The sequence below is a fragment of the Mesorhizobium sp. PUT5 genome, assembly GCF_052216645.1.
Classification (GTDB): Bacteria; Pseudomonadota; Alphaproteobacteria; order Rhizobiales; family Rhizobiaceae; genus Mesorhizobium.
Genome location: NZ_JBQOSO010000003.1, coordinates 3,853,927 through 3,877,138 on the forward strand (window position 1 = coordinate 3,853,927; position 23,212 = coordinate 3,877,138).

General features: G+C 66.1%; 26 protein-coding genes, 1 tRNA gene and 1 pseudogene. 12 read left to right on the plus strand and 16 right to left on the minus strand.

Features of this window, described 5'->3' with window-relative positions:
* Positions 1-6: 6 nt before the first annotated feature.
* Genes ACTDI4_RS20370 through ACTDI4_RS20390 form a run of 5 tightly spaced genes read right to left on the minus strand, consistent with a single transcriptional unit; the run spans position 7 to position 4,535 of the window.
* Positions 7-699, minus strand: a complete 693-nt coding sequence (locus ACTDI4_RS20370; RefSeq protein ID WP_442842885.1) for an ABC transporter ATP-binding protein — start codon at positions 697-699, stop codon at positions 7-9.
* A complete protein-coding gene (locus tag ACTDI4_RS20375) occupies positions 683-1,450 on the minus strand; it encodes an ABC transporter ATP-binding protein (protein WP_442842886.1) in 768 nt (255 codons plus the stop codon). Before ACTDI4_RS20375 ends, ACTDI4_RS20370 begins: the two co-directional genes overlap by 17 nt.
* The gene (locus ACTDI4_RS20380; RefSeq protein WP_442842887.1) at positions 1,447-2,484 is read right to left on the minus strand and encodes a branched-chain amino acid ABC transporter permease; all 1,038 of its coding nucleotides are present in this window, start codon (positions 2,482-2,484) and stop codon (positions 1,447-1,449) included. Before ACTDI4_RS20380 ends, ACTDI4_RS20375 begins: the two co-directional genes overlap by 4 nt.
* Positions 2,481-3,347 (minus strand): branched-chain amino acid ABC transporter permease, encoded by an 867-nt coding sequence (locus tag ACTDI4_RS20385; RefSeq protein ID WP_442842888.1) that lies wholly within the window; start codon positions 3,345-3,347, stop codon positions 2,481-2,483. The genes ACTDI4_RS20380 and ACTDI4_RS20385 overlap by 4 nt, the downstream gene beginning before the upstream one ends.
* A 15-nt stretch (positions 3,348-3,362) precedes the next feature.
* On the minus strand, positions 3,363-4,535 hold the full coding sequence (locus tag ACTDI4_RS20390) for an ABC transporter substrate-binding protein (RefSeq protein ID WP_442842889.1): 1,173 nt from the start codon (positions 4,533-4,535) through the stop codon (positions 3,363-3,365).
* A gap of 147 nt (positions 4,536-4,682) precedes the next feature.
* Here ACTDI4_RS20390 and ACTDI4_RS20395 point away from each other — a divergent pair, with 147 nt between their 5' ends.
* The 3 genes from ACTDI4_RS20395 (at position 4,683) to ACTDI4_RS20405 (ending at position 6,921) form a co-directional block, all read left to right on the plus strand.
* Positions 4,683-5,042, plus strand: a complete 360-nt coding sequence (locus ACTDI4_RS20395; protein ID WP_442842890.1) for a hypothetical protein — start codon at positions 4,683-4,685, stop codon at positions 5,040-5,042.
* An 81-nt stretch (positions 5,043-5,123) separates the two neighbouring features.
* Positions 5,124-6,428, plus strand: a complete 1,305-nt coding sequence (locus tag ACTDI4_RS20400; protein WP_442842891.1) for a DUF4214 domain-containing protein — start codon at positions 5,124-5,126, stop codon at positions 6,426-6,428.
* 265 nt (positions 6,429-6,693) lie between these two features.
* Complete coding sequence (locus ACTDI4_RS20405; protein ID WP_442842892.1) at positions 6,694-6,921, plus strand: hypothetical protein; 228 nt, start codon at positions 6,694-6,696, stop codon at positions 6,919-6,921.
* A 94-nt stretch (positions 6,922-7,015) separates the two neighbouring features.
* Here ACTDI4_RS20405 and ACTDI4_RS20410 read toward each other — a convergent pair whose 3' ends face one another.
* From ACTDI4_RS20410 to ACTDI4_RS20420, 3 genes are all read right to left on the minus strand, one after another.
* Positions 7,016-7,714: a DUF1013 domain-containing protein gene (locus ACTDI4_RS20410; RefSeq protein WP_442842893.1), complete on the minus strand. Its 699-nt coding sequence runs from the start codon at positions 7,712-7,714 to the stop codon at positions 7,016-7,018.
* 266 nt (positions 7,715-7,980) lie between these two features.
* On the minus strand, positions 7,981-8,121 hold the full coding sequence (locus ACTDI4_RS20415) for a DUF1127 domain-containing protein (RefSeq protein ID WP_442842894.1): 141 nt from the start codon (positions 8,119-8,121) through the stop codon (positions 7,981-7,983).
* A 206-nt stretch (positions 8,122-8,327) separates the two neighbouring features.
* Complete coding sequence (locus ACTDI4_RS20420) at positions 8,328-9,335, minus strand: NAD(P)H-quinone oxidoreductase (protein WP_442842895.1); 1,008 nt, start codon at positions 9,333-9,335, stop codon at positions 8,328-8,330.
* 113 nt (positions 9,336-9,448) lie between these two features.
* Here ACTDI4_RS20420 and ACTDI4_RS20425 point away from each other — a divergent pair, with 113 nt between their 5' ends.
* The gene (locus tag ACTDI4_RS20425; protein ID WP_442842896.1) at positions 9,449-9,640 is read left to right on the plus strand and encodes a DUF1192 domain-containing protein; all 192 of its coding nucleotides are present in this window, start codon (positions 9,449-9,451) and stop codon (positions 9,638-9,640) included.
* Positions 9,641-9,744: 104 nt separating this feature from the next.
* A complete protein-coding gene (locus ACTDI4_RS20430; RefSeq protein ID WP_442842897.1) occupies positions 9,745-10,992 on the plus strand; it encodes an MFS transporter in 1,248 nt (415 codons plus the stop codon).
* Between the two features lie 20 nt (positions 10,993-11,012).
* Here ACTDI4_RS20430 and ACTDI4_RS20435 read toward each other — a convergent pair.
* From ACTDI4_RS20435 to ACTDI4_RS20445, 3 genes and pseudogenes are all read right to left on the minus strand, one after another.
* Positions 11,013-11,676 (minus strand): annotated as a pseudogene (locus ACTDI4_RS20435) (glutathione S-transferase family protein).
* A 134-nt stretch (positions 11,677-11,810) separates the two neighbouring features.
* Positions 11,811-11,993, minus strand: coding sequence for a 50S ribosomal protein L32 (gene rpmF / locus ACTDI4_RS20440; RefSeq protein ID WP_188253464.1), 183 nt, complete (start codon positions 11,991-11,993; stop codon positions 11,811-11,813).
* Positions 11,994-12,131: 138 nt separating this feature from the next.
* Entirely contained in the window at positions 12,132-12,893 is a 762-nt protein-coding gene (locus tag ACTDI4_RS20445; RefSeq protein WP_442842898.1) for a biosynthetic peptidoglycan transglycosylase, read from the minus strand.
* A gap of 94 nt (positions 12,894-12,987) precedes the next feature.
* On the opposite strand from ACTDI4_RS20445, the gene ACTDI4_RS20450 reads away from it, so the two are divergent.
* Positions 12,988-13,905, plus strand: a complete 918-nt coding sequence (locus tag ACTDI4_RS20450; protein ID WP_442842899.1) for a polyprenyl synthetase family protein — start codon at positions 12,988-12,990, stop codon at positions 13,903-13,905.
* A gap of 167 nt (positions 13,906-14,072) precedes the next feature.
* Positions 14,073-16,433, plus strand: a complete 2,361-nt coding sequence (locus ACTDI4_RS20455) for a response regulator (protein WP_442842900.1) — start codon at positions 14,073-14,075, stop codon at positions 16,431-16,433.
* 36 nt (positions 16,434-16,469) lie between these two features.
* Here ACTDI4_RS20455 and ACTDI4_RS20460 read toward each other — a convergent pair whose 3' ends face one another.
* The 3 genes from ACTDI4_RS20460 to ACTDI4_RS20470 all read right to left on the minus strand — a co-directional run bounded on the left by ACTDI4_RS20460 (position 16,470) and on the right by ACTDI4_RS20470 (position 19,023).
* A complete protein-coding gene (locus ACTDI4_RS20460; protein ID WP_442842901.1) occupies positions 16,470-17,321 on the minus strand; it encodes a lytic transglycosylase domain-containing protein in 852 nt (283 codons plus the stop codon).
* Positions 17,322-17,325: 4 nt separating this feature from the next.
* Positions 17,326-18,582: a flavodoxin-dependent (E)-4-hydroxy-3-methylbut-2-enyl-diphosphate synthase gene (ispG, locus tag ACTDI4_RS20465; protein ID WP_442842902.1), complete on the minus strand. Its 1,257-nt coding sequence runs from the start codon at positions 18,580-18,582 to the stop codon at positions 17,326-17,328.
* A 261-nt stretch (positions 18,583-18,843) separates the two neighbouring features.
* On the minus strand, positions 18,844-19,023 hold the full coding sequence (locus ACTDI4_RS20470; protein ID WP_442842903.1) for a YdcH family protein: 180 nt from the start codon (positions 19,021-19,023) through the stop codon (positions 18,844-18,846).
* A gap of 234 nt (positions 19,024-19,257) precedes the next feature.
* Between ACTDI4_RS20470 and ACTDI4_RS20475 the strand changes: the two genes are divergently transcribed.
* From ACTDI4_RS20475 to ACTDI4_RS20495, 5 genes are all read left to right on the plus strand, one after another.
* On the plus strand, positions 19,258-19,461 hold the full coding sequence (locus ACTDI4_RS20475) for a YdcH family protein (protein WP_442842904.1): 204 nt from the start codon (positions 19,258-19,260) through the stop codon (positions 19,459-19,461).
* A 120-nt stretch (positions 19,462-19,581) separates the two neighbouring features.
* Positions 19,582-20,061 (plus strand): 5-(carboxyamino)imidazole ribonucleotide mutase, encoded by a 480-nt coding sequence (purE, locus tag ACTDI4_RS20480; protein WP_442843415.1) that lies wholly within the window; start codon positions 19,582-19,584, stop codon positions 20,059-20,061.
* Complete coding sequence (locus ACTDI4_RS20485; protein ID WP_442842905.1) at positions 20,058-21,149, plus strand: 5-(carboxyamino)imidazole ribonucleotide synthase; 1,092 nt, start codon at positions 20,058-20,060, stop codon at positions 21,147-21,149. Before purE ends, ACTDI4_RS20485 begins: the two co-directional genes overlap by 4 nt.
* Positions 21,150-21,343: 194 nt before the next feature.
* Positions 21,344-21,469, plus strand: a complete 126-nt coding sequence (gene ykgO, locus ACTDI4_RS20490) for a type B 50S ribosomal protein L36 (RefSeq protein WP_442842906.1) — start codon at positions 21,344-21,346, stop codon at positions 21,467-21,469.
* A 104-nt stretch (positions 21,470-21,573) separates the two neighbouring features.
* Positions 21,574-22,191 (plus strand): hypothetical protein, encoded by a 618-nt coding sequence (locus ACTDI4_RS20495; protein WP_442842907.1) that lies wholly within the window; start codon positions 21,574-21,576, stop codon positions 22,189-22,191.
* 155 nt (positions 22,192-22,346) lie between these two features.
* Here the strand turns inward: ACTDI4_RS20495 and ACTDI4_RS20500 are convergent, their stop codons facing one another.
* Both ACTDI4_RS20500 and ACTDI4_RS20505 read right to left on the minus strand, forming a co-directional pair.
* The gene (locus ACTDI4_RS20500) at positions 22,347-22,847 is read right to left on the minus strand and encodes a class I SAM-dependent methyltransferase (protein WP_442843416.1); all 501 of its coding nucleotides are present in this window, start codon (positions 22,845-22,847) and stop codon (positions 22,347-22,349) included.
* A 257-nt stretch (positions 22,848-23,104) separates the two neighbouring features.
* Positions 23,105-23,200: transfer RNA gene (locus ACTDI4_RS20505), tRNA-Sec, on the minus strand.
* Positions 23,201-23,212: the final 12 nt, after the last annotated feature.

The following is a 23,212-nucleotide window of genomic DNA, read 5'->3' on the forward strand; positions in this document are numbered from 1 at the left end:
CTCGGTTCAGAGATATTCCTCTGCCAGAGCCGCCCCCTTGATTTCTGCGGTCGTGCCCGAACGGCGGATCTGGCCGCCGCGCATGACATGGCCGTAGTGGGCGATCTTCAGCGCCGGGCGCGCCATCTGTTCGGTCATGAGCACGGCGATGCCCTCGTCCTGCATCTGCCGTACGGCCGCCGAGATCTGCTGGATCCAGACCGGCGCGAGACCGAGGAAGGGCTCGTCCAGCAGCAGCAGCTTCGGGCCGCCGCTCATTGCCCGGGCGATCGCGACCAGTTGCTGCTGACCGCCCGACAACTGGCCGGCCGGCTGCGACTGCCGTTCGGCGAGGAACGGGAAGGTCGCCACCATGCCGTCCCAGCGCCTGTTCTGCTCGCGGGGAGCCAGCCGCACCGCCCCGGCCAGGATATTGTCCTTCACCGACATGGTGGGAAACACCCGCCGGCCCTCGGGCGAATAGCCGATGCCGAGCCTGGCGCGCGCATCGCTCGACAGCGCGCCGATGTCGCGCCCGTCGAACGTGATCTGCCCGCGCGCCGAGCGCACCAGCCCGATGACGGCGTTGATGAGGCTGGACTTGCCGGCGCCGTTGGCGCCGATCAGCAGCACCGTCTGGCCGCTTGCGATATCGAGGTCGACGCCGTCGACGGCCCGTGTGCCGCCATAGGCCACATGCAGGTCACGAATGCTGAGCATCGTCGCCCTCCTCGTCGCTGCCGCCCAGATAGGCGTCGATCACGTCCTTGCGGCCGAGCACGTCGGCCGGCTCTCCGGCGGCGATGAGCTTGCCGCCGTCGAGAACGATCACTTCCGGGCAAAGCCGCTTGATGAGATCCATGTCGTGCTCGACGAGCAGGATCCCGCAGCCCAGCTCCTCCCGGGCAAAGCGGACATAGCTGTCGATATTGGTGCGCTCCGACTTCTCCAGCCCCGCGGCGGGCTCGTCCAGAAGCAGCATGCGCGGCTGCGTCGCCAGGGCCATGGTGAGGCCGAGCATCTTCTGCAGGCCGTAGGGCAGCACTTCGGCATTGCGCCGCCAGTTCTCCAGCAGGCCGAACTGGTCCAGCAGCGGACCGAGCCTTTCCAGCACCGCGCGGCTTCCGCCAGAGAAGCGCAGCGCGGAGATCATGTTGTCCTCGACGCTGTGGCCGCTGAACGTCGCGGTCTGCTGGAAGCTGCGCACGAGGCCGTTGCCGGCGTTCTCGTACACCGAGCGGCCGTCGACGCGGCTCTCTCCCAGAAGCACCCGTCCCGAACTCGGCGGCAGGCGACCGGAGATGATGTTGATCATCGTGGTCTTGCCGGCCCCGTTCGGCCCGATCACCCCCAGAAGGCCTCCGGCGGGCAGTTCGAAGCTGACGTCGTGGAAGACCTTCAGCCCGCCGAATTCCTTCGAGATGCTCTCGGCACGCAGCGCATCCGCGCGCTTCATCGCATCCGCGCTCATGACCGGGCCTCCGCCGTCTCGGCCGACCGGGCGGAAGACCCGGCCTTGGCACCGCCCCGCAGCCGCCGCAGAAGCGTGCCTGCAAGGCCGACGATGCCGCCACGCGCCACAAGGGTCACGACGACGATCAGCAGGCCGAAGAGGCCCGGCGAAAGCTCGCCGCTCAGCGCGAAATAGTCCGTCGCCGTGACGAGCAGGATCGCTCCGACCAGGGTGCCGAGGATCGATCCCTTGCCGCCGACGATGGTGTAGGTGATGTAGGTCACCGACGACATCGGCGCGAAGGAAGTCGGGTGCGCGGTCATCAGCATGTTGACGAGCGCGAAACCTGCAAGGCCCGAGATGCCGCCCGCGACCGAGAAGGCCATGGCCTTGTATTTCCAGCAGGCCAGCCCCAGGCTTTCGGCCAGGACGTCGTTCTTCTCGATCGCCGCGAATTCATAGCGGAAGCGCCGGGTGAAGGCGGCCGCGATGAAGAAGCCGGCGAAGGCAAGGCCGCAGGTGGTGAGCAGCACGTGGGAATTGTCCCACAGCTCGAACCCGAAGAAGGTGACCGCCGGCATGCCGACCAGCCCGTTCGATCCGCCGGTCAGCGGCGCCGCCTCGAACAGCAGCAGTTGCACGATCTCGGTCAGCACGAAGGTGACGAGCACGAAGTAGACGCCCTTCAGGCGCAGGATCAGCGCGCCGAGCGGTATGGCAAGGACGGCGGGCACCACGAACGCGCCGACCGCGAGGACGATCGCGTCGGTGACCCCGAGCCGGATGCCCAGTATGGCGACGGTGTAGCCCCCTATCGCCATGAAGGAGGGCACGGCGAAGCTCATCAGGTCCATGCGCAGCATGATGTAGACGCCCAGAGCGGCGGTGCCGGCAATGAGGATTAGGTTGGTCTGCGACAGGATCTGCGGGTTGGAGACCGAAAAGGGCACGACGAACGCCAGCAGCACAAGGCCGAGCGTGGCCCATTCGCTGGTTCCGAAGAGCGGCTGGCGCCGCTCTTCGGGGAGCAGGGTGGCGACAGTGCGGCTCATGACCGGCGCACCTCCTTGCCGAGGATGCCCTGCGGGCGGACGACCAGGATGACGAGGACGAGCACGAAGAGCGTCAGCGCCCCCTTCGAGCCGCCGAGATAGACGGCGGCATAGGCCTCCACCAGCCCGACGATGAAGGCCGCCACGGTGGCGCCGGTGACGCTGCCGAGCCCGCCGAGGATCACGGTCAGGAACGAGAAGGCCAGGACCGGATCGCCGATATGCGGCGCCAGCGCCAGGATCGGCGTGACCAGCGCCCCGGTCATGCCGGCAAGGCCGGTGGCAAGCGCGAAGGCGAAGGGAAACAGCGCCTTCGTGCGCATGCCGAGCGCGCTGGCCACGGCGCGGTCCTCGGCCATGGCGCGCATGGCGCGCCCGACATTGGTGCCGTAGACCAGCCAGTAGACGAAGAGGATCGCCGCGAGGCAGACCGCCAGCACGATCATGTTCGCATAGGGGAAATAGACGCCGCCGGCGCGCCACACCCCGGAGACCGGAAAGGAGAACTCCGGCGACTCGGCGCCGAAGATCAGAAGCACGGTGGTGGCCATCACGAGATAGAATCCCATGGTGGCCATCAATGTCGCCTGGTGATCGTCGATCACGCGCTCGAGGATGAGCGCTTCCAGCAGCCAGCCCAGAGCGGCCGTGCCGATCAGTGCCGCCAGCACCGCAACGGGGTAGGGCAGTCCCAGGACGGCGGTGCAGTAATAGGCGACATAGCCGCCCATTACGTAGAAGCCGCCATGGGCGAAGTTCACGACGCCGAGAATGCCGAAGATCAGCGTGAACCCGAGCGCCAGCAAAGTATATTGGGACCCGAGGCTGATCCCGATCAGCCCCGTTGCGATGAAGGCTTCCATCTTTCCTCCGAAGCGTCAGCCTTCGCTGACGGCATCCGCGCGCAAATAGGGCTGGATTTCGCCATCCTGGACGATGCCGATGGCAAACGGATAGGACATCTCCTGGTTGATGCCGAAGAACTTCTGCCCGATCCAGTGGCCACTGCCGATGTTCTCGTCCTCGACCGGCAGCTTGCGCATCGCCTCGGCGATCTTGTCGGCGTCGTCCACCGTGCCGGCGGCCGCGACGGCCTTGATCATCATGCGCGCCGCGAAGACCCAGCGGAAATAGTCCGCGTTCTCGGGGCGCTGGCCACCCAGAAGCTCGGCATGCTTTGCCTCGAGCTTGCGCAGGTTGTCGTCCATGTAGACCGGCTCGTACCAGAGGAAGTCCTTCAGCACGTCGACGCCTCCGGCGACGCGGGCGATCTCCTCGAAGCCCGGACCGCCAAGACGGAAGATCGGCCCTTCGAAGCCGGCCTGCCGCAACTGCTTGACGATGATGCCCGCATCGCCGGCCGGCGAGGAGGCCAGGTCGACCGCTCCCGGGTTGGAGCCGAGCAGCCGGGTGACGATCGGCGCGAAGTTGGTGGTGCCGCGCTGATAGTATTCCTCCGTCGCCGTGACGCCCTTCTCGGCGAAGATCGAAGCGTTGACGCTGGCGATGTCGGTGCCGCCCTGGTCGTTCGGCGCCACGATCGCCACGGTCGAGAACTTGTAGCGCTCCAGCCCCGCATCGATGATCGGCCCGGCCCAGCCCGACGGTCCCGGCCCGATGTGGAACACGTTGGGCCATTTCGGCCCGATGGAATCCTTGGCGAAGCTGTTGACCATCGCAACCATGCGGTTGCGGTTGGCGACGGGCTTCATGCCGGTCACTTCCGGCGACCCGACCGCACCCACGATGACCTTGATGCCGTCGGCGGCCAGGGCGTTCATCGCCGATGCCGCGCCTTCAGCGGTGTATTTGGAATCGATGGCCACCACCGAGACCTTGCAGTCGACGCCGTCGATGGCCAGACGGTGCTCTTCCATGGTCTCCTTGGCGACGAATTCGAGCGCGCCGCGCAGCGCCAGGCCCCACTGGGCCGCCGGCCCCGACAGGACCGCCGGCGAGCCGATCTTGAGTTCACAGGCCCCGGCCGCGCCGCCCAATATGGAAGATGCCAACAAAGTGCCGCACATGAGGCGGCCGAAATGCAATGCCATTTACCAATCTCCTTCCCGAGTAACAGCCATGCGGCTTCACTTCTTTTGACCAATTTTGGACCGGCGACGTCTCCTCCTGGTCGCAGGTCCGCCGCATGCCGGGCGCGACATTATGGGCACTCTGGGTTCATGTAAATAAAACGTTTCATGAAAATTCTGCTTCCGTTTGCAAATCCACAAATAGCCGACACGACAAAAATACCTCTTTATTTTCATATAGATATTAACACGCTCAATAAGTTTACCGCTTTCGAAATGCCGGAACGGTCTCACGCTGCCGTGGATAAAATCCCAGTTTTTGAATCGTTCAACGGAATCGCCCGCCGCACGGATACGAAGCGGAGGCACCTGGGAGATCCTCGGCCCGCCTGGCGAAACCGCCCGAGAAAATTCGTCTTTCCGCGGGCAACGCCTGCGCCCCGCGAACGGCGTCGGGTGAACGCCGGGCGCGAATGCCGGATGTCAGGAATGCAGGATGCCCGGGCGGGTCCGGCGACCGGCTTGTAAAAGCGGGCCGCCTATACGCGGATTCTCGTTGAAGTCGCGGGCTCGCCGGCATTAACCTGAAGCCAAGATGGAGGGGACGCCATGACTACATTCGTCAACGACGACGCATATCCATTTCTGACCGTCGCATACATTGAAACGCGCTTCGGATCGAACTGGTTTTCCGGCTCCGGCGTCCTGGTCGGAAGAAACGACGTCCTGACCGCGTCGCATGTCGTCTACGACGTGAACTACGGACTGGCGGACGAGATAAACATATATTTGTCATACGATCCGAACGAGACGAACGTCCCCTACAAATCCGTATATGTCAGCTATTACGCCGATTTCGATCCGAACGGCGACGGCCTCATAAGCTTTGGTGACGGAAAGCCCGGCAACAGCCTTGGCGGCTCCGAACTGGACGTCGCGCTGTTGTCGCTCTCCTCGGCGGTGGGGGACATCTACGGCTGGATGGGAATGGATTTCTCCTTCTCGTCGGGATACGCAAACGTCACGGGTCATCCTGGGGTCTACCAGGACTTCATGACCAACGATTTCGGCTATGTCTGGAAAGACTATGTCGACCAGACCATCCACATCTCCAATCTGGAAATCAATCCGGGCAATTCCGGCGGCCCCATCTGGTATGACAACGGATCCGGCCCCTATGTGATCGGGGTGGTTTCCACCGCCTCCGGCGCCGCCAGCCTTTCAGGCCACGCCCACTGGCTGAAGGACGCCATCGTCGACAACGACAAGTTCATCACGGACGGCGGCAGCTCGGGCTCGGTAAAATACGGAACGGACGGCAACGACGTCTTCGCGGCGGACACGTCCATCACGTCTTATGTGGGCCGGGCGGGCACCGACACCATCAAATTCACGGGCACGCGCTCCCAGTATAAGATCATTGTCGACTCAGACGGGAACGGCACGGTCGAGCAGACTTCCACCCATTCCGCCTGGGCACTATCCGGCATCGAAAGGCTGGATTTCCAGAACGGCACGCTCGCCTTCGACATCGCCGGCAATGCCGGACAGGCCTATCGCCTCTATCAGGCGGCCTTCGACCGGGTGCCGGATGTCGAAGGGCTGAGCTACTGGATCGGCCGGCTCGACTCGGGAACGACGACGCTGAACGCGGTCGCCGACAGCTTCATCCATTCACCGGAATTCGTCCGCACCTACGGCACGCCGGACACCGTCAGCAACTCGAAATTCGTGGAACTGCTCTATCTCCACACGCTCGGACGGGAATACGATCAATCCGGCTTCAATTATTGGGTCAACAAGCTCGACACGCACCAGACGAACAGGGGCGATCTGCTCGCCTTCTTCTCCGACAGCAACGAGAACCACCTCCATACCGCAGATGCGACCGCCAACGGCATCTGGTTCGTTTGAAGGTTCTGGTGGGTAAACCCGCCCGGCGCGGCCGCGCCTTCAACGCTCCTGCAGGCAATCCGCGAAACGGGCCGCAAAACGGGCCTGCGGGCGCGAAGGCCCGCCATTTCCGGGCATTTGCGTCAACCCTGGTCGAACGTCATGCAACGCAAGTAATCGAGCGCGGAACTGAAAGCAGAAGACGGGAAAGACCTGTCTTTAAGAATAAATTCATCTTGCTATTGCCATCATGTGCCGATTGATCATTCCCTGCGGGAATTGGCTCATGAATACGCCGGATGCCAATGACGGTACTCTTGTGCGGCGTGAGAAGAGGGTCAAGCCCCACCCTCTTCACATAGCATTCAACTGGCTTTATCCGACCGTGGTGGTCGCTCTGTGCCTTGTCGTCATCGACCGGCACTTCCAGATGCATTTCGGCGACCTCATCGGCCTCGAACTCCAGCGGCTTTCAAACGGGATGAGCGCCCATCTGCGTGCGCTGCTGCCGTAGAGCGCGGCGCCGGAAGGCATGAAAGCCGGATTTCGGGAAACCTGCTTCTCGAACCAGGCTCTCTCGGCAGGTGGAGGCGCCCATGGGACGCCGCCTATTCCTCGTCCTCTTCTTCGGCGTCCTTCGACTTCAGCGCCGACAACTTGGCGAAGACGGCATCGGCGTCGAGTTCCTCGTCCTCGTCGCGCGGCCGGCCGCTTTCCGGCGTCAGCCGCTCGGTCAGCGAGGCCGGCAGCAGCGTGTCGCCGGCCACCGGCTGCGGCTGCTCGCGTCCGCGCGAGGCGCGCTGCACTTCCAGGTCGAGATCGATCTGCGAGCACAGGCCGAGGGTGACGGGGTCCATCGGCACCAGATTGGCCGCGTTCCAGTGCGTGCGGTTGCGGATCTGCTCGATCGTCGACTTGGTGGTGCCGACCAGGCGCGAGATCTGCGCATCCTTCAGTTCGGGATGGTTGCGCACCAGCCACAAAATGGCGTTCGGCCGGTCCTGCCGCTTCGACAGCGGCGTGTAGCGCGGGCCCTTGCGCTTGGATTCCGGCACGCGCACCTTCGGCTCGGAGAGCTTGAGGCGATGGTTGATGTCCTTTTCGCCGCGCGCGATCTCCTCGCGGGTGAGCTGTCCGGTGATGATGGGGTCCATGCCCTTGATGCCCAGCGCCGACTCGCCGTCGGCGATCGCCTTGACCTCGAGCGGATGCAGCGAGCAGAACTGCGCAATCTGGTCGAAGGACAGGGCGGTGTTGTCGACCAGCCAGACGGCGGTCGCCTTGGGCATCAGCAGCGTGTTGGCCATCGAAAAATCCTTCTCGTTCGCCCGCGTCCCGACGCGGGCGGTGGTTTATGAAGCCACCGGAATTGGGAAAATCGAGGCGTATATAGCGGTTCCGGCGCTGCCTCGCAACAGATTCGCGACAAAAGCGCCGCAAAACGGGCAAGGCCGGCCCCATGGAACCGGGCAAAACAAAACCCGCCGGACTTCTCCGGCGGGCTTCGGAACCGGCGGCGCAGGCCGATGAAGGCGCGCCAGGCTTCGGTTCTGTCTACTCTTGGGCCGCTCTGTTAGAGCGAGGCGCGGGCCACGCGCTCAATGTCGGCGCGGTTGATGCCCAGGTCGTTCAGCTCGCGCGCGTTGAGGCGGCTGAGCTCGCGGACGGTCTGGTTGTAGCGGCGCCAGTTCTGGAAGCTGCGGATCAGGTTCATCTCTCTCTCCATTCGTTCGTTCAGGTGTGAATTCGACAACCCTCAAATAGGTACTGACGCACCATTTTTGAACATGCGCTTTTGCATAGCAGCAATGCCTTTGTGCATTGCAACATAAACGAAGGGTAAAAAGGCCGGAAAGGCGGTTAACCAGGCTTTCCGGCTGCCTCGGGAAAGGCGCTGCGGCGGCATTGCCGGCGGGGCGGTCAGCCCACGTCGAGCACGATCTTGCCGATATGCTCACCCTCTTCCATGCGCTCGTGCGCCCGCCAGGCTTCCTTGAGCGGGAAGATCATGTCCAGCACCGGCGCGACCCGGCGCACGGCCAGCAGCGGCCACACCTGCGCCTCCAGCGCCGCGGCGACCGCTCCCTTGAATTCCACGCTGCGCGGCCGCAGCGTCGAGCCGCTATGCACCAGGCGCTTGACCATCAGCCTGGAAAAGTCCGCGCTGGCGACCGCGCCGCTTTGCGTGGCGATCTGCACGATGCGTCCTTCCACGGCGGCGGCGCGGTAGTTCCGGCCGACATAGTCGCCGCCGACCATGTCGAGGATGACGTTGGCGCCCTTGCCGTCGGTGGCCTCCTTCACCGCCTGGACAAAGTCCTCCTCGTGGTAGTTGACCGCCCTGCCGGCGCCCAGACGCAGGCAGGCATCGCATTTTTCCTTGCTGCCGGCCGTCGCGATCACCTGCGCGCCGAAGGCCGAGGCGAGCTGGATGGCGGTGGTGCCGATGCCGGAGGAGCCGCCATGCACCAGCAGCGTCTCTCCCGATTTCAGCGCGCCGCGCTCGAACACGTTGTGCCAGACGGTGAAGAAGGTCTCCGGCAGTGCGGCCGCCTCGGTGTAGGTGAAGCCGGCCGGCAGGGGCAGCGCATGGGTGCCGTGCACCTTAACGTATTCGGCGTAGCCGCCGCCCGGCGTCAGGGCACAGACCCGGTCGCCGACGCGCCAGCGCTCCGCGCCCGGCCCGAGCGCAGCCACTTCGCCGGCCACCTCCAGCCCCAGCAGGTCGGAAGCACCGGGCGGCGGCGGATAGACGCCCTTGCGCTGCTGCACGTCCGGCCGGTTGACGCCGGCGGCATGGACGCGAATGAGGATCTCGCCCGGCCCCGGCTTCGGCACGTCGCGCCGCTCCAGCTTCAGCACCAGCGGGCCGCCGGGCTCGGAAATGACGATGGCGTTCATCTTCACCGGAATGTTCCCACTGGCCATTTTCTTTCTCCATGCCGGCCGCCGCCGGCGTTTGCATCCCCGCCCCTCCCCTATGTATGCTCCTCCTCGTAGGATCAATGCCGGTTCCGGCAAAGTGGGATGGAGGAGCGAGCATGGCGGTCTTCGACGACGAGCCTCGCAAGAAGCCGGCAAGGCACGAGATCGGGCAGGACCTGTCGCTGCTGTCGGTCGCCGAACTGACCGAGCGCATCGGCTTGCTGCAGGCCGAGATCGTCCGGCTGGAAGCCGAGCTGCAGGCGAAGGATACCACCAGATCCGCCGCCGAGGCGCTTTTTCGCCGCTGACCCCCGATCTTCGGCGGCCGCCGCCGAAAAGCCCGAAACGACCTGTTGTCAGGCGGTCCCGCCGCTGATTCTGTGGCCGGGCCTTTCACGAACGGACCGATTCGATGCTCGCTGCCTACCGCCCGATCCTCTCGCTGCTCCGCGGCACTGCCTTCCTCCTTGCCGCCTCCGGGCTGCATGGCCTGCTGCTGCCGCTGCGCGGGCAGGTCGAGGGCTTTTCCACGGCGGCGCTGGGCCTGATGGGAACGGCCTGGGCGGGCGGCTTCGTCACCGGCTGTTTCCTGGCGCCGCGCATCGTGCGCCGCGCCGGCCACGTGCGCGCCTTCGGCACCTTCGCCGCCAGCGCCGCCATCATCGCCCTGCTCACCGGGCTCATCGTGGAGGAGTATGTCTGGATCGTGCTGCGCGCCTTCACCGGCTTTGCCATGGCCGGCGCCTTCATGGTGATCGAAAGCTGGCTGAACGAGAAGGCGACCAACGAGAACCGCGGCACCGTGTTCGGCCTCTACATGATGGTCACCTACGCCTCCATCATGGCCGGCCAGATGATGGTGGCCGGCGGCGACGTGCGCTCGGATTCGCTGTTCATGATCACCGGCATCCTCTTCTGCCTGTCGCTGATACCGACGGCTGTATCCTCCGCCGCGCACCCGAAGCCGTTGCAGGACGTCTCGCTCGACCTGAAGGGCCTCTACGCCAACTCGCCCGTCTCCTTCATCGGCTGCATGCTGATCGGCATCGCCAACGGCGCCTGGGGCACGCTGGGCGCCGTCTACGGCGCACGCGTCGGCATCTCGACGGCCCAGATCGCGCTGATGATGAGCCTTGTGGTGGTGGCGGGCGCGGTGATGCAGATCCCGGCCGGGCGCATCTCGGACCGCACCGACCGCCGCTACGTGCTGGCCGCCGTCGCCTTCGGCGCGGCGCTGATGGCCGTGCTGCTGTTCCTGTTCCAGTTCCGCGCCGGCACCTTCGTCATCGCCTTCACCGCCGCTTACGGCGCCTTCGCCTATACGCTCTATTCCATCGCCGTCGCCCACGCCAACGACCACGCTTCCGCCGAAAGCTTCGTCAAGGTCTCGGGCGGCCTGCTGCTGCTCTACGGCTTCGGCACCATGCTGGGGCCGATGCTGGCAGCCGCCCTGATGGGCTGGATGCGCCCCGAGGGGCTGTTCCTGGCCACGGCGCTGGCGCACCTTTCGCTCGCCGGCTACACGCTGCTGCGCATCCGCCGGCGCGCGCCCGTGCCGGTCGAGGATCGCGAGGCGTTCAAGACCCAGCCGGCCGAGCGGGCGGTCACGCCGCAGGCCGTGCACCTCGATCCCCGCACCGCACCCGAAGCCGGAAGCTGAGCGACCGGTCGCGCCGGCCGCTACGGATCGCGGCCGTCGTGATAGGGGAAGAAGTGGAAATAGGGCCGTGCTTCCTGCACCACGCGCTCGACCGAGGGGCGGCGGCGCAGGCGGGCCAGATAGGCGGCGAGAGTACCGTGCGCCTGCCCCAGCGGCTCCACCCTGTCGGCATAGAAGAGGGCCGGGAAGGCCGCGCAGTCGGCCATGGAAAAGACCTCGCCCAGCGCCCATTGCCTGCCGGCCATGTCGCGCTCCAGCAATGCGTAGGTGGCCCTGATCTGCGCGCGCGCCTGCTCGACGCCGAGCGGGTCGCGCCGGTCCTCGGGCCGCAGCCTGTCGCCCACGATCTTCTGCATGGGCTCGTGCAGGTGGAAATCATACAGCCTGTCGGCCAGCCTCGCCTGCAAGGCCAGTTCCGGATCGGCCGGGATCAGCATGGTGCGACCGGGATGATGCTGCGCGAGATATTCGACGATGATCGTCGATTCCGGCACCAGGGCGCCGCGCGTCGTCCTGCAGTACCGGGAACTTGCCCAGCGGCCACAGCTTGAAAAAGCCGGCGCGCGACTGCTCGTCGCCGAGATCGACGATGTTGGGAACGAACGGCGTGTCGGTCTCGTAGAGCGCGATCAGCACCTTCCAGCAGAACGATGCCAGCGGATGGAAATGCAGGGTCAGGGACATCGGCCTCTCCTCCGGGAGGCGCACTGTCGCTCAACTTCGCGCGATTTGCGAGTGCCCCGCCGAAAGCAGCCGCCAAAAGCAAAAGGACCGGCGCCGGGCCGGTCCTTGCCATTTTCTGCAGCAGGAAGAGCGGCTCAGCTCTCCTTGGGCTCCAGCACCTGACGGCCGCGATACATGCCTGTCTTCAGGTCGATGTGGTGCGGACGGCGCATTTCGCCGGAATTCTTGTCCTCGACATAGGTCGGCGCCTTGATTGCGTCGGCGGAGCGACGCATGCCGCGCCGGGACGGGGAAGTTTTTCGTTTCGGTACGGCCATGGATATGCTCCACTCAATCGGTCAAAGACCCGCCTCGCCCTCGCAAAAGGGCCTTTCGGGCCAAATTCTGGAAGAAAGTGGCGTGGCTATACACGCCCGCCGGCCGTTTGGCCAGCCCCCGCGAAAATTTTTGGGCCCTCAGTCCAGGCAGCCCACATAGGCCGCCGACCGCGCCGACCGCCTTTCGATCAGCGATGCCAGCCGCCGCAGCCCGGGGCCGGGCTTCGCCGGGTTGCGGACATAGGGATTGGGCAGCGACACGGTCAGCAGCGCCGCCTGGCGCCGCGACAGCTTCTTGGCCGGCACGCCGAAATGATACTGCGCCGCCGCCTCGATGCCGTAGATGCCCGGCCCCCATTCGGCGATGTTCAGGTAGATCTCCATGATACGCCGCTTCGACAGCACCGCATCGAGATAGACCGCCAGCGGCAGCTCCACCACCTTGCGCAGCATGCTGGCCGGCCGTGTCCACAGGAACAGGTTCTTCACGGTCTGCATGGTGATGGTGGAGGCTCCGCGCGTCGCCTCGCCGGCAAGCGCGTCGTCGACCACGCCCTTCAACTCGGCGAGATCGATGCCGTGGTGGAAGCAGAACTGGCCGTCCTCCGACATGATGACGGAATTGGCCAGCACCGGCGCCACCTCCTCGAGCGGCACCCAGCGCCGGTCGTAACCCTGGAGGGTGACGAGGTCCTTGAGCATCAGCGTCGAGATCGGATGCACGAAGGACGGCGCATAAAGCAGCGTCAGCACGACCGGGACGAGCGCCAGAACGACTGCCGCCTTGACTGCCCGCCAAACCCAGCGCCTGAGACCGGCGCGTGTGCCGCGCTTGCCCCGCGACGCCATATCCAGCCCTTCGGTCTCGTGGTCGATGATCGGTTCCGCCAACCCGTCCAACCTCGGTCAAGCCCCTCGGGCCGAAACCCGTCTCCCGGCATAAAGGCGCTTGGCTGCTTGCGCAACGGCTGAGTGTCGGCTACCGCTCGCCGCCATGACAAAAGACGACCACATGGCGTTCGAGGCGGCGCTTTCGGCCAGGGCCGAACAGGTGGAAGCGCTGCTGCGCCGCCTTCTCGGCACGCCCCGGCTCGCCGGCGAGATTTCGCGGCCCGAGCGGCTGCTGGCAGCCATGCGCCACGGCGTGCTGAACGGCGGCAAGCGGCTGCGCCCCTTCCTGGTGCTGGAAAGCGCGGCTCTGTTTTCGGCCGATGGCGATGCCGCGCTCAGGGTGGCCGCCGCGCTGGAATGCGTCCATTGCTATTCGCTGATCCACGACGACCTGCCGGCCATGGACGACGACGACCTGCGCCGCGGCCAGCCCACCGTGCACAGGGCCTTCGACGAGGCGGCCGCCATCCTGGCCGGCGACGCGCTGCTGACGCTGGCCTTCGACATACTGGCCGACGAGGCGACCCCCCTGCCGGCGGAGCGCCGGGCGGCGCTCGTGCTGATGCTGGCGCGCGCGGCAGGCCTGGGCGGCATGGCCGGCGGGCAGATGCTGGACCTCGACGCCGGGCGCAACCGCCCCGACGAGGCCGGCATCATCACGCTGCAGGCCATGAAGACCGGGGCGCTGATCCGCTTCGCCTGCGAGGCGGGTGCCGTGCTCGCCGGCGCGCCCGCGGCCGAATGCGAAAGGCTGGCCGAATTCGGCTCGGCCATCGGCCTTGCCTTCCAGCTTGCCGACGACCTGCTGGACCTCACCGCCGACGCCGGCACGCTGGGCAAGGCGACCGGCAAGGACGCCGCCGCCGGCAAAGCGACGCTCGTCGCGCTGCATGGCGAGCGCTGGGCGAGGAAGCAGCTGGACGGCCTGGTCGGCCAGGCCAGCGCCCTGCTCGAACCCTTCGGCGAACGCGCGGCCCTGCTGCGGGCCGCCGCATCCTTCATCGCCACGCGCGACAGCTAGGGTCAGGTCCTGGAGCGCGACGGGGATTCCGGACGAGATCATCCCGCCCCGAGCCCCTTCGGCCTTCCATCCGGCCCGGAACGGCCGATCCGGAACGGAATCTTAACGGTAATGCAGCGTAATCCCCACCGTTAAAATTGCGCGTATGTGTTTGGGGGGATTAACGCATGCCCGAATATTCATCCTTTATCCGCTCCATCCGGATTCGGTATCTGTCGGGCCTGCTGATCCTTGCCCTGGCGGTGGGCAGCGTCGTCGTAACGCTGAACCACAACAATTCCTACCGTCACGAGGTGGACACGCTGGGCGCCCATCTCGTCGCCTTCTCCAGCGACCTGAACAACGCTTCCAGCTTCGCCGAGACGGCGGCCGGCGCCTGGCGGCCGGATACGCGCGGCGAGCTGGCAACGGCCGGTCAGGGCCACGCCAAGCGTCTGCTGCAGGCGATCGACAACCTCACCGCCGAGATCGCCGCCATCGCGCCGCGCCTGACCAAGAAGACCGAGGACGAGCTGAAGTCGGCCTCCGTCAACGGCTATCTCCTGTGGTCGGCGCGCGACATGGTGCGCAACCTCGAACTGATGGCGCAGGCCAAGACGCTCGACGACTGGAGCTATCGCGAGATCCGCAACCAGAACGAACTGTTCGCCCAGCCCATGCTGGTGCGCGCGCGCACCGCCATGGACAACGAGCGCCGCCTTGCCGACGCCCACAGCGACAGGCTGCTGATGTGGGGAACGCTGCTGCTGGCCGCGGCCCTTGCGATCGTGACCTTCTGGATATTCCGGCCGATGGAAAAGGCGATACGCCGCGCCTTCGCCGAAACCGCCGAATCCCTGTTCAAAGCCGAGGCGGCCGACCGCGCCAAGTCGGAATTCCTGGCCAATATGAGCCACGAGATCCGCACGCCGATGAACGGCGTGCTGGGCATGGCCGAGCTTCTGGCCAAGACCGAACTGACGCCGCGCCAGAAAACCTTCACCGACGTCATCGTGAAATCCGGCAACGCGCTGCTCACCATCATCAACGACATCCTCGACTTCTCCAAGATCAATGCCGGCCAGCTCACCCTCGACCCCGCGCCGTTCCGGCTCACCGAGGCGGTCGAGGACGTCGCCACGCTGGTCTCGGCCCGCGTCGCCGAAAAGAATATCGAGCTGATCGTGCGCGTCGATCCGCGCCTGCCCACCCTTGTGGTGGGCGATGCCGGCCGCTTCCGCCAGATCATCACCAACCTGCTCGGCAATGCGGTGAAGTTCACCGAAAAGGGCCATGTGCTGGTCGACGTCGGCGGCGAGATCGTCAACGGCGCCGCCCAAATCAAGGTCCGCGTCGAGGACACCGGCATCGGCATCCCCGCCGACAAGCTGCAAAGCGTGTTCGAGAAGTTCGCCCAGGTCGACAGCTCCTCCACCCGCCGCCACGAAGGCACCGGGCTGGGTCTTGCCATCGCCGCGCGGCTGGTCAACCTGATGGGCGGGCGCATGGGCGTGGAAAGCGAGGTCGGGCGCGGCTCGATCTTCTGGTTCTGCGTGTCGCTGCCGGTCCACGAGGACATGTCCGACACCGACATCGTTCCCGTCAACGTGACCGGCGCCCGCGTGCTGGTAATCGACGACAACCCGGTCAACCGCGAGATCCTGCTGGAACAGCTCAGGAGCTGGAGCTTCGACTGCGCCGCAGCCGAGAGCGGCGCCGTGGGGCTCGCCTTCCTCAACCGCGCCGTCCAGCTCGGCGCGGCCGTCGACTGCGTCATTCTGGACTATCAGATGCCGGGCATGAACGGCGCCGACGTCGCCAAGGCGATCGCCGCCGACAGCCGGCTGGCCTCCATCCCGGTGGTGCTGCTCACCTCGGTCGACCAGGTGGATTTCGGCAAGCTCATCATCGAGTTCGGCATCGCCGCGCATCTGACCAAGCCGGCGCGCTCGGCCATATTGCTGGGCACCGTCATCTCCGTCATCCAGAAGGCGCGCAGCCAGCTCGGCAAGCCGGCGCAGTTCGTGCGCGAGGCGCCCTCTTTGGCTCCGGCGCCCGCCGCCGCGGCGCCGGTCGCGACGACGCCCACCTTCACCGTCATCCGCGGAACGCCGGCCGCCGTCGCACCGCCGGAGCCCGCGGCCAACTCCGCCCGGCCGGTCGACATATTGATCGCCGAGGACAACGAGGTGAACCAACTCGTCTTCGCGCAGATCCTCAACGGGCTGGACCTGAACTACCGCATCGCCGGCAATGGCCGCACCGCGGTGGAGATGTACCGCGCGCTTTCGCCCAAGCTGATCCTGATGGACGTGTCGATGCCGGAGATGAACGGCTACGAGGCCACCCGCGCCATCCGCGCCGCCGAAGCGGCCACCGGTGTCCACACGCCCATCATCGGCGTCACCGCGCACGCGCTGAAGGGCGACCGTGACAAGTGCATGGAGGCCGGCATGGACGACTATCTGGCCAAGCCCGTCTCGCCGGACCGCCTCGGCGCCAAGATCGGCACCTGGCTCAACGAAGCGGCGGCCGCCAGGAGGGCGTGACGCCGCCCGCGCCCGCCGCCAGCCGCGCGTAACGGATCAACGGTTCCGCATCACCACGCAGGAGCCGCCGGCGCCGCGCAGCTTGCGGCAGATGGCGTCGGCGCCGGCCCGATCGTCCACCCCGATCCTGACCGCGTAGACGCCGGCGCGCCCGATCGGCGTGCGCACCCGGCTCACCACCGGATCGTAGCCCGCCAGCAGCGCGGGAAAGCGATTCTGCTCGCGCTGCCATTGCCGCACGGCGGCCGCGCGGCGGAAATTTCCTGCCACCTGCACGCCCCACGGCTTGACGTTGATGGATGCCATCGCCACCGTCACCGACATGATGGCCGGCAGGCGGCGGCAGGCAACGGCGAAATTCTCCTTCTCCGACAGCGGCCGCACGGTGCCGGAATGCCCCCGGTCGGCGAAATTGTCCGCCGGTTCGCCCATCACGTCCAGCACATATGCTTCCGTTTCCAGCGGCAGGAAGCCGCCCGATGCCAGCCAGCGCGCCACGCGGCTTTCGCCGGCATTGTAGGCGGCTGCCGCCAGGCCGAGATTGCCGTAGCCCTGCCTGAGTTCGGCCAGATAGCGGGCGGAGGCCGGAATGGCCTGTTCGATGTCGAACGGGTCTGCCAGGCCGCGCATCCTGGCCGTGCCCGGCATGAACTGGGCTATGCCCTGCGCCCCGACCGGGCTGACCGCGGCGGGATCGAAGCGGCTCTCCTTCCAGATCAGCCGCGCGAAGAATTCCCGGGGCAGGCCGGTGCTTTCGGCCGACGCCTCGATCAGTTCGCAGACGCGGCCGATCAGCCGCTTCTTGCCGGGCATGGGCGGGTCCGCCCGCGCCGTCGCCGCAAGACACAGCCCCAGCACGGCGACGAGAACGAGGACCGCCGCACGCATGGTTCTATTCGGCCGCGCTCGCCCCGATGCCCCGGCCGAAGCGCTGCTCGATATAGTCGGCGACCATCTTCTCGAAATCGGCGGCGATGTTGGGGCCGCGCAGCGTCGCGGCCTTGCGCCCGTCGATGAACACCGGGGCCGACGGCGTCTCGCCCGTGCCGGGCAGCGAGATGCCGATGTCGGCGTGCTTGGATTCGCCCGGCCCGTTGACGATGCAGCCCATCACCGCCACCTTGAGCTGCTCCACGCCCGGATATTTTTCGCGCCAGACCGGCATGTTCCTGCGGATGTCCTCCTGGATCGACTGGGCCAGTTCCTGGAAGACGGTGGAGGTGGTGCGCCCGCAGCCCGGGCAAGCCGCCACGATCGGCACGAACTGGCGGAACCCCATGGTCTGGAGCAGTTCCTGCGCCACCTGCACCTCGCGCGTGCGGTCGCCGCCCGGCTCGGGCGTCAGCGAGATGCGGATCGTGTCGCCGATGCCCTGCTGCAGCAATATGCCCATGGCCGCCGACGAGGCGACGATGCCCTTGGAGCCCATGCCGGCCTCGGTGAGGCCGAGATGCAGCGCGTGGTTCGAGCGCTCGGCAAGCTCGGTATAGACGGCGATCAGGTCCTGCACCCCGCTGACCTTGGCCGACAGGATGATCTTGTCCCGCGCGAGACCGATTTCCTCCGCCATTTCGGCCGAGAGGATGGCCGACTGCACGATCGCCTCGCGCGTCACTTGCTGCGCGGTCATCGGCGAGCCGTTGGCCTGGTTCTCGTCCATCAGCTTCGTCAGCAGTTCCTGGTCGAGCGAGCCCCAGTTGACGCCGATGCGCACCGGCTTGTCGTGCCGGATCGCCATCTCGACGATGTCGGCGAACTGCCTGTCCTTCTTGTCCTTGAAGCCGACATTGCCGGGGTTGATGCGATATTTCGCCAGCGCCCGGGCGCAGGCCGGATGGTCGGCCAGGAGCTTGTGGCCGATATAGTGGAAATCGCCCACCAGCGGCACGTGGACGCCCAGCCGCTCCAGCCGCTCGCGGATCTTCGGCACGGCGGCGGCGCTTTCATCGCGGTCCACCGTGATGCGCACGATCTCGGAGCCGGCGCGCGACAGCGCCGCCACCTGCCGCACGGTGGCATCGACGTCGGCCGTGTCCGTGTTGGTCATCGACTGCACCACGACCGGCGCGGTACCGCCGACGATCACGCCGCCGACATCGACGCCGACGCTGGCGCGGCGCGGAAAGGGGGAGGAAAAATACCCGGTCATGCCGGTGCCTCTTATCGAAAGGTCCGCGCATGAGGTGGCCGACAGCAGCCGCCTTGTCAATGGCGCATGCTGTCATAGCGGCATCCGGCGCGGGCCACGCGCGCCGCAACCGGCGCGCATGAACGGTGCCGCGGGTCGGCCGCAACGCATGTTGCATGACGGCCGAAGCCGCATCGCTTTATGGAATTGCGCTACGCCGACCCGCACTCCGGCGGCTACACCGCCGGAATGCCCTGTCCGCGCCTGGGAGGCGATGAAGGTTCAATGAGCCGTGGGCTGCGCCCTCAGTTTCTCAATCTCGTCCTTGATAGCCAGCTTGCGTCGCTTAAGGTTGGCGATCTCCAGATCGTCCATCGAAGGATGCAGCATCGCTTCATCGATCTCGCGCTCGATGGCGCCGTGCTTCCTCTGCAGCTCCTCAAGATGGGATGCAAGAGACATGATTGGTTCTCCCTTTCATGGTTTCCTCGATTGCAACCGCCCCGGCAGGATCCACCGCAGGCCCGTCTCCGTGACGGCTGCATGACACTTTGCCACCAAAGAACGAGGATGTCGAATGATGCTTGGTAGCATTCCCCGGCGGCAAGAAATGTGGTAAGGGCTGCGCACCGGCCGTGGGCGCCGGCCGCCCGTCCGGGTGCGTCTTCGGGCGACGAGATTCGCAGAACGGTGGACATGTCGGAACAGGAACAGGCCGAGATTCGCCTCGAATTCGCGCGTTTGAAGCAGGAGCATGCCGACTTCGACGCCGCCATCAACGCCATGGTGGCGACCGGGTGCGACCCGTTGCAGATTCAGCGCATGAAGAAGAAGAAGCTGCTGTTGAAAGACCGGCTCCAGGCGCTGGAGGACCGCATCATTCCCGATATCATCGCCTGAACACCCGCACCGCCCGCCTTATCCCCGTCCTTGCCCGCCCCGGCGTTTTGAGCTAAGGCGCGGCCTTCCCCGCCTCGCAGGAGCGCGCCATTGCAAGAGAGCGCCGACGTCGCCATCATCATGGGCAGCCAGTCCGACTGGACCACCATGCGTCACGCCGCCGAGACGCTGGAGGCGCTGGGCATCCCGCACCGCAGCCTGATCGTCTCGGCTCACCGCACGCCTGAGCGGCTCTACGACTTCGCCCGGGGCGCCAAGGCCGCCGGCTACAAGGTCATCATCGCCGGCGCCGGCGGCGCCGCCCATCTCCCGGGCATGACGGCGGCGATGACGCCGCTGCCCGTGTTCGGCGTGCCGGTGGAATCGAAGGCGCTTTCCGGCCAGGATTCGCTTTATTCCATCGTGCAGATGCCGGCCGGCGTCCCCGTCGGCACGCTGGCCATCGGCAAGGCCGGCGCGGCCAATGCCGCGCTGCTGGCCGCGGCCGTGCTGGCGCTCGGCGACGACGCGCTGGCCGCCCGCCTCGACGCCTGGCGCGCGGCGCAGACGGCGCGGGTGGCGCTCGAACCGGCAACGGATGCACCGGCGGGGTCGTCATGACGGCACCGCTCGCGCCCGGCTCGGTCATCGGCATCATCGGCGGCGGCCAGCTCGGCCGCATGCTGGCGATGGCGGCCGCGCGGCTCGGCTATCGCACCATCATCCTGGAGCCGCAGTCCGGCTGCCCGGCGGCCCAGGTGGCCAGCCGGCAGATCGTGGCGGCCTATGACGACACGGCCGCGCTCGCCGAGCTGGCCGAATCCTCGGCGGTGGTGACCTACGAATTCGAGAACGTGCCGGTGGCGGCCGCCAACGCGCTGGCCGCCCTGGTTCCCGTGTTTCCGCCGCCGCAGGCGCTGGAAGTGGCCCAGGACCGCGTCGTCGAAAAACAGTTCCTCAACGGCATCGGCATACCGACCGCGCATTCCAGCCCCGTCGACAATGACGAACAGCTCGCTACCGCGCTTTCGCGCTACCATGGCAACGGCGTGCTGAAGACGCGCCGGATGGGCTATGACGGCAAGGGCCAGCGCCTGTTCCGCAATGCCGTGGGCGGCGATCTTTCCGGCACCTGGGCCGCCATGGGCGGGGTGCCGCTGATCCTGGAGGAGTTGGTTCCGTTCGAGCGCGAGATCTCCGTCATCGCCGCGCGCGGCGCCGATGGTTCCTTCCGCGCCTATGATCCCGCGAACAACGTTCATCGCGACGGCATCCTGCACACATCCACGGTGCCGGCGGACATCGCGCCCGCAACCGCCGCGGCGGCGCAGGACGCGGCGCGCGGCATCCTGGAGGCGCTCGACTATGTCGGCGTCATCGGCGTGGAATTCTTCGTGCTGGGCGACGGCTCGCTGCTGGTCAACGAGATGGCCCCCCGCGTCCACAATTCCGGCCACTGGACCGAGGCCGCCTGCGCGGTCTCCCAGTTCGAGCAGCATATCCGGGCCGTGGCGGACCTGCCGCTGGGCGTGCCGCATCGCCACTCCGATTGCGTGATGGAGAACCTGATCGGCGACGACGTGGCGCGCATGCCCGCCCTGCTGGCGGAACCGGATCTGGTGCTGCACCTCTACGGCAAGGCCGAAAGCCGGCCGGGCCGCAAGATGGGCCATTTCACGAAATTGCGCCGGCCGGCCGCTGGAGCATGATCCCGAAAAGTTGCGGACAAGATCATGCTTCGAAAACAAAAGTTTGGAGCGCGAGAGAGATTCCGCGGGAGATCGTCTCGCTCTAGCGGTTGACACGGGCAAGGCTCCTCGTTTATGAGCCGAGCACAAATTCGGGCGCGCCTTCGGGCGCGCCTTAACTTCGGCCCGTAGCGGGCTTAGAAACGGGCACGACCATGAAGATCAAGAACTCGCTCAAGGCGCTCAGGGCGCGTCACCGGGACAACCGCCTGGTTCGCCGCAAGGGCCGCATCTACATCATCAACAAGTCCGATCCGCGCTACAAGGCCCGCCAGGGCTGAGCCGGGCGAAGGCGGCATCTTCGCCTTCCCTCGCCGGCTGCAAGGCGGCTGGCCGCAGCGCGATTTCGTTTGACGTTCCGATGCCGGGGATTAGATTTCCCGGCATGCGGAGCGTTGTTGCCGTCTGTGCGGCCCTTTTCCTCTCCATGATGCTGCCGGCCGTGGCGGCGCAGGACCAGGCTGCGGCGCCGATCCCGCAGCCGCCCCCTGCCGGCACCCCGGACCAGCCGCCCCAAAACCGGGCGCAACGGCTCGACGCCCTGTTTGCCAAGCTCAAGCGCGAGCGGAACGAAAAGGCGGCCGAGCGCATCGCCAACCAGATCTGGCAGGAATGGTCGCAATCGGGCAGCGCCTCGATCGACCTCATGATGCAATGGTCGCAAAAGGCGATCGAAGAGCAGAAATACGACGTCGCCCTCGATTTCCTCGACCAGGTGGTCACCCTCGACCCGACCTATGCGGAAGGCTGGAACCGCCGCGCCACCGTGCATTTCCTGATGAAGAACTACGCCAAGTCGATGGTCAACATCGAAAAGACGCTGGAGCTCGAGCCGCGCCATTTCGGCGCGCTGTCGGGCCTGGCGCACATCATGGCCGACACCGGCCGCAAGCAGGCGGCGCTGGAGGCCTGGCAGCGCGTGCTCGACATCTACCCCATGCTGCGCAACGCCCAGAACCAGGTCGCCACCCTGTCGGAGGAACTGGCCGGCGAAGGCATCTAGAGCATGTTGCAGCCAAGTGGATCACTTGGCGTCGCATACATGCGGCAAAATCTATCGGATAGACCATGATCTCGTCCGAAAACCGCTTCACACTTTTCGGCATCATGGTCTAGCGGAACCCGCCTGGCTGCCTCGCGGCGGGGTTCACCGCCGCCTCAATCGTCCGCCGGCGGCGTCGAACGGAGAGAGGCAGTGTCCGGCCGGTCGACACCGACGCTCCGATAGAGCGCCACGGTATGCCGGTCCTGATCTTCGAACCGCTCGTCACATGCAAGCCAGCTATGGCGGGAAAACACCTTCCGTTGCTCCTGCGATTCCATCACGAACGCCATTCGTGCCGGCCGCCCGCGCCTGTCCGCCCGGATCTTCTCGAGGACCCGGTTCAGCAGATGCGCTTCAAACGGGTTGAAAAAGTAAAGGACGGAGGCATCCGAATAGTCGGAATCTTCCGCAGCCTGACAGAGGATTTTCGCGGGCGACCTGCGGCCTCTCAACTGCCGGATGTTCCGTTGACCTGCGGCTGCCAGCGCCGGCGAATATTCGATGCCGATGGCCTGCCTTATCCTGTGTCTCGCTGCCAGGCACAGCACGCGCCCCTTGCCGCAGCCGACATCCACGAAGACATCTTCCTGCCCCAGGTCGAGCTTGCGCAACACCGACCATGTGGTGGAATAGCTGACGGTCGCATAATAGACGTGGCCCGGCAGTTCCGCAGGGGCCGTTCCGGTGGTGGAAATGCCGAGCCATGCGTCTTGCAGGTGGTTTGCGACCAGCCTCGCCGAACGCCGAAATCCGGCCAACATGGTTCTTCCCCGAGTGAAGGCCGGATAATACGTGAGGGTCGGCGTGCTTGTCCCTCTCATAATTCGAGCTAGCATCCGAACTCGGCCTGCTGCCGTCCTGAGGCGGCGGCTGGCGGAAGAGAATGGGAGTCGAACCCACCAAAGACCGTCTGACGGCCTCTCCCGGATTTGAAGTCCGGACGCCCCACCGGAGACGATTCTCTTCCCGGTCCACCGCA

Coding starts and splice junctions, on each gene's coding strand:
- ACTDI4_RS20370 (WP_442842885.1), bottom strand. CDS start 699: ATGCTCAGCATTCGTGACCTGCATGTGGCCTATGGCGGCACACGGGCC.
- ACTDI4_RS20375 (WP_442842886.1), bottom strand. CDS start 1,450: ATGAGCGCGGATGCGATGAAGCGCGCGGATGCGCTGCGTGCCGAGAGC.
- ACTDI4_RS20380 (WP_442842887.1), bottom strand. CDS start 2,484: ATGAGCCGCACTGTCGCCACCCTGCTCCCCGAAGAGCGGCGCCAGCCG.
- ACTDI4_RS20385 (WP_442842888.1), bottom strand. CDS start 3,347: ATGGAAGCCTTCATCGCAACGGGGCTGATCGGGATCAGCCTCGGGTCC.
- ACTDI4_RS20390 (WP_442842889.1), bottom strand. CDS start 4,535: ATGGCATTGCATTTCGGCCGCCTCATGTGCGGCACTTTGTTGGCATCT.
- ACTDI4_RS20395 (WP_442842890.1), top strand. CDS start 4,683: ATGAAAATTCTGCTTCCGTTTGCAAATCCACAAATAGCCGACACGACA.
- ACTDI4_RS20400 (WP_442842891.1), top strand. CDS start 5,124: ATGACTACATTCGTCAACGACGACGCATATCCATTTCTGACCGTCGCA.
- ACTDI4_RS20405 (WP_442842892.1), top strand. CDS start 6,694: ATGAATACGCCGGATGCCAATGACGGTACTCTTGTGCGGCGTGAGAAG.
- ACTDI4_RS20410 (WP_442842893.1), bottom strand. CDS start 7,714: ATGGCCAACACGCTGCTGATGCCCAAGGCGACCGCCGTCTGGCTGGTC.
- ACTDI4_RS20415 (WP_442842894.1), bottom strand. CDS start 8,121: ATGAACCTGATCCGCAGCTTCCAGAACTGGCGCCGCTACAACCAGACC.
- ACTDI4_RS20420 (WP_442842895.1), bottom strand. CDS start 9,335: ATGGCCAGTGGGAACATTCCGGTGAAGATGAACGCCATCGTCATTTCC.
- ACTDI4_RS20425 (WP_442842896.1), top strand. CDS start 9,449: ATGGCGGTCTTCGACGACGAGCCTCGCAAGAAGCCGGCAAGGCACGAG.
- ACTDI4_RS20430 (WP_442842897.1), top strand. CDS start 9,745: ATGCTCGCTGCCTACCGCCCGATCCTCTCGCTGCTCCGCGGCACTGCC.
- rpmF (WP_188253464.1), bottom strand. CDS start 11,993: ATGGCCGTACCGAAACGAAAAACTTCCCCGTCCCGGCGCGGCATGCGT.
- ACTDI4_RS20450 (WP_442842899.1), top strand. CDS start 12,988: ATGACAAAAGACGACCACATGGCGTTCGAGGCGGCGCTTTCGGCCAGG.
- ACTDI4_RS20455 (WP_442842900.1), top strand. CDS start 14,073: ATGCCCGAATATTCATCCTTTATCCGCTCCATCCGGATTCGGTATCTG.
- ACTDI4_RS20460 (WP_442842901.1), bottom strand. CDS start 17,321: ATGCGTGCGGCGGTCCTCGTTCTCGTCGCCGTGCTGGGGCTGTGTCTT.
- ispG (WP_442842902.1), bottom strand. CDS start 18,582: ATGACCGGGTATTTTTCCTCCCCCTTTCCGCGCCGCGCCAGCGTCGGC.
- ACTDI4_RS20470 (WP_442842903.1), bottom strand. CDS start 19,023: ATGTCTCTTGCATCCCATCTTGAGGAGCTGCAGAGGAAGCACGGCGCC.
- ACTDI4_RS20475 (WP_442842904.1), top strand. CDS start 19,258: ATGTCGGAACAGGAACAGGCCGAGATTCGCCTCGAATTCGCGCGTTTG.
- purE (WP_442843415.1), top strand. CDS start 19,582: ATGGGCAGCCAGTCCGACTGGACCACCATGCGTCACGCCGCCGAGACG.
- ACTDI4_RS20485 (WP_442842905.1), top strand. CDS start 20,058: ATGACGGCACCGCTCGCGCCCGGCTCGGTCATCGGCATCATCGGCGGC.
- ykgO (WP_442842906.1), top strand. CDS start 21,344: ATGAAGATCAAGAACTCGCTCAAGGCGCTCAGGGCGCGTCACCGGGAC.
- ACTDI4_RS20495 (WP_442842907.1), top strand. CDS start 21,574: ATGCGGAGCGTTGTTGCCGTCTGTGCGGCCCTTTTCCTCTCCATGATG.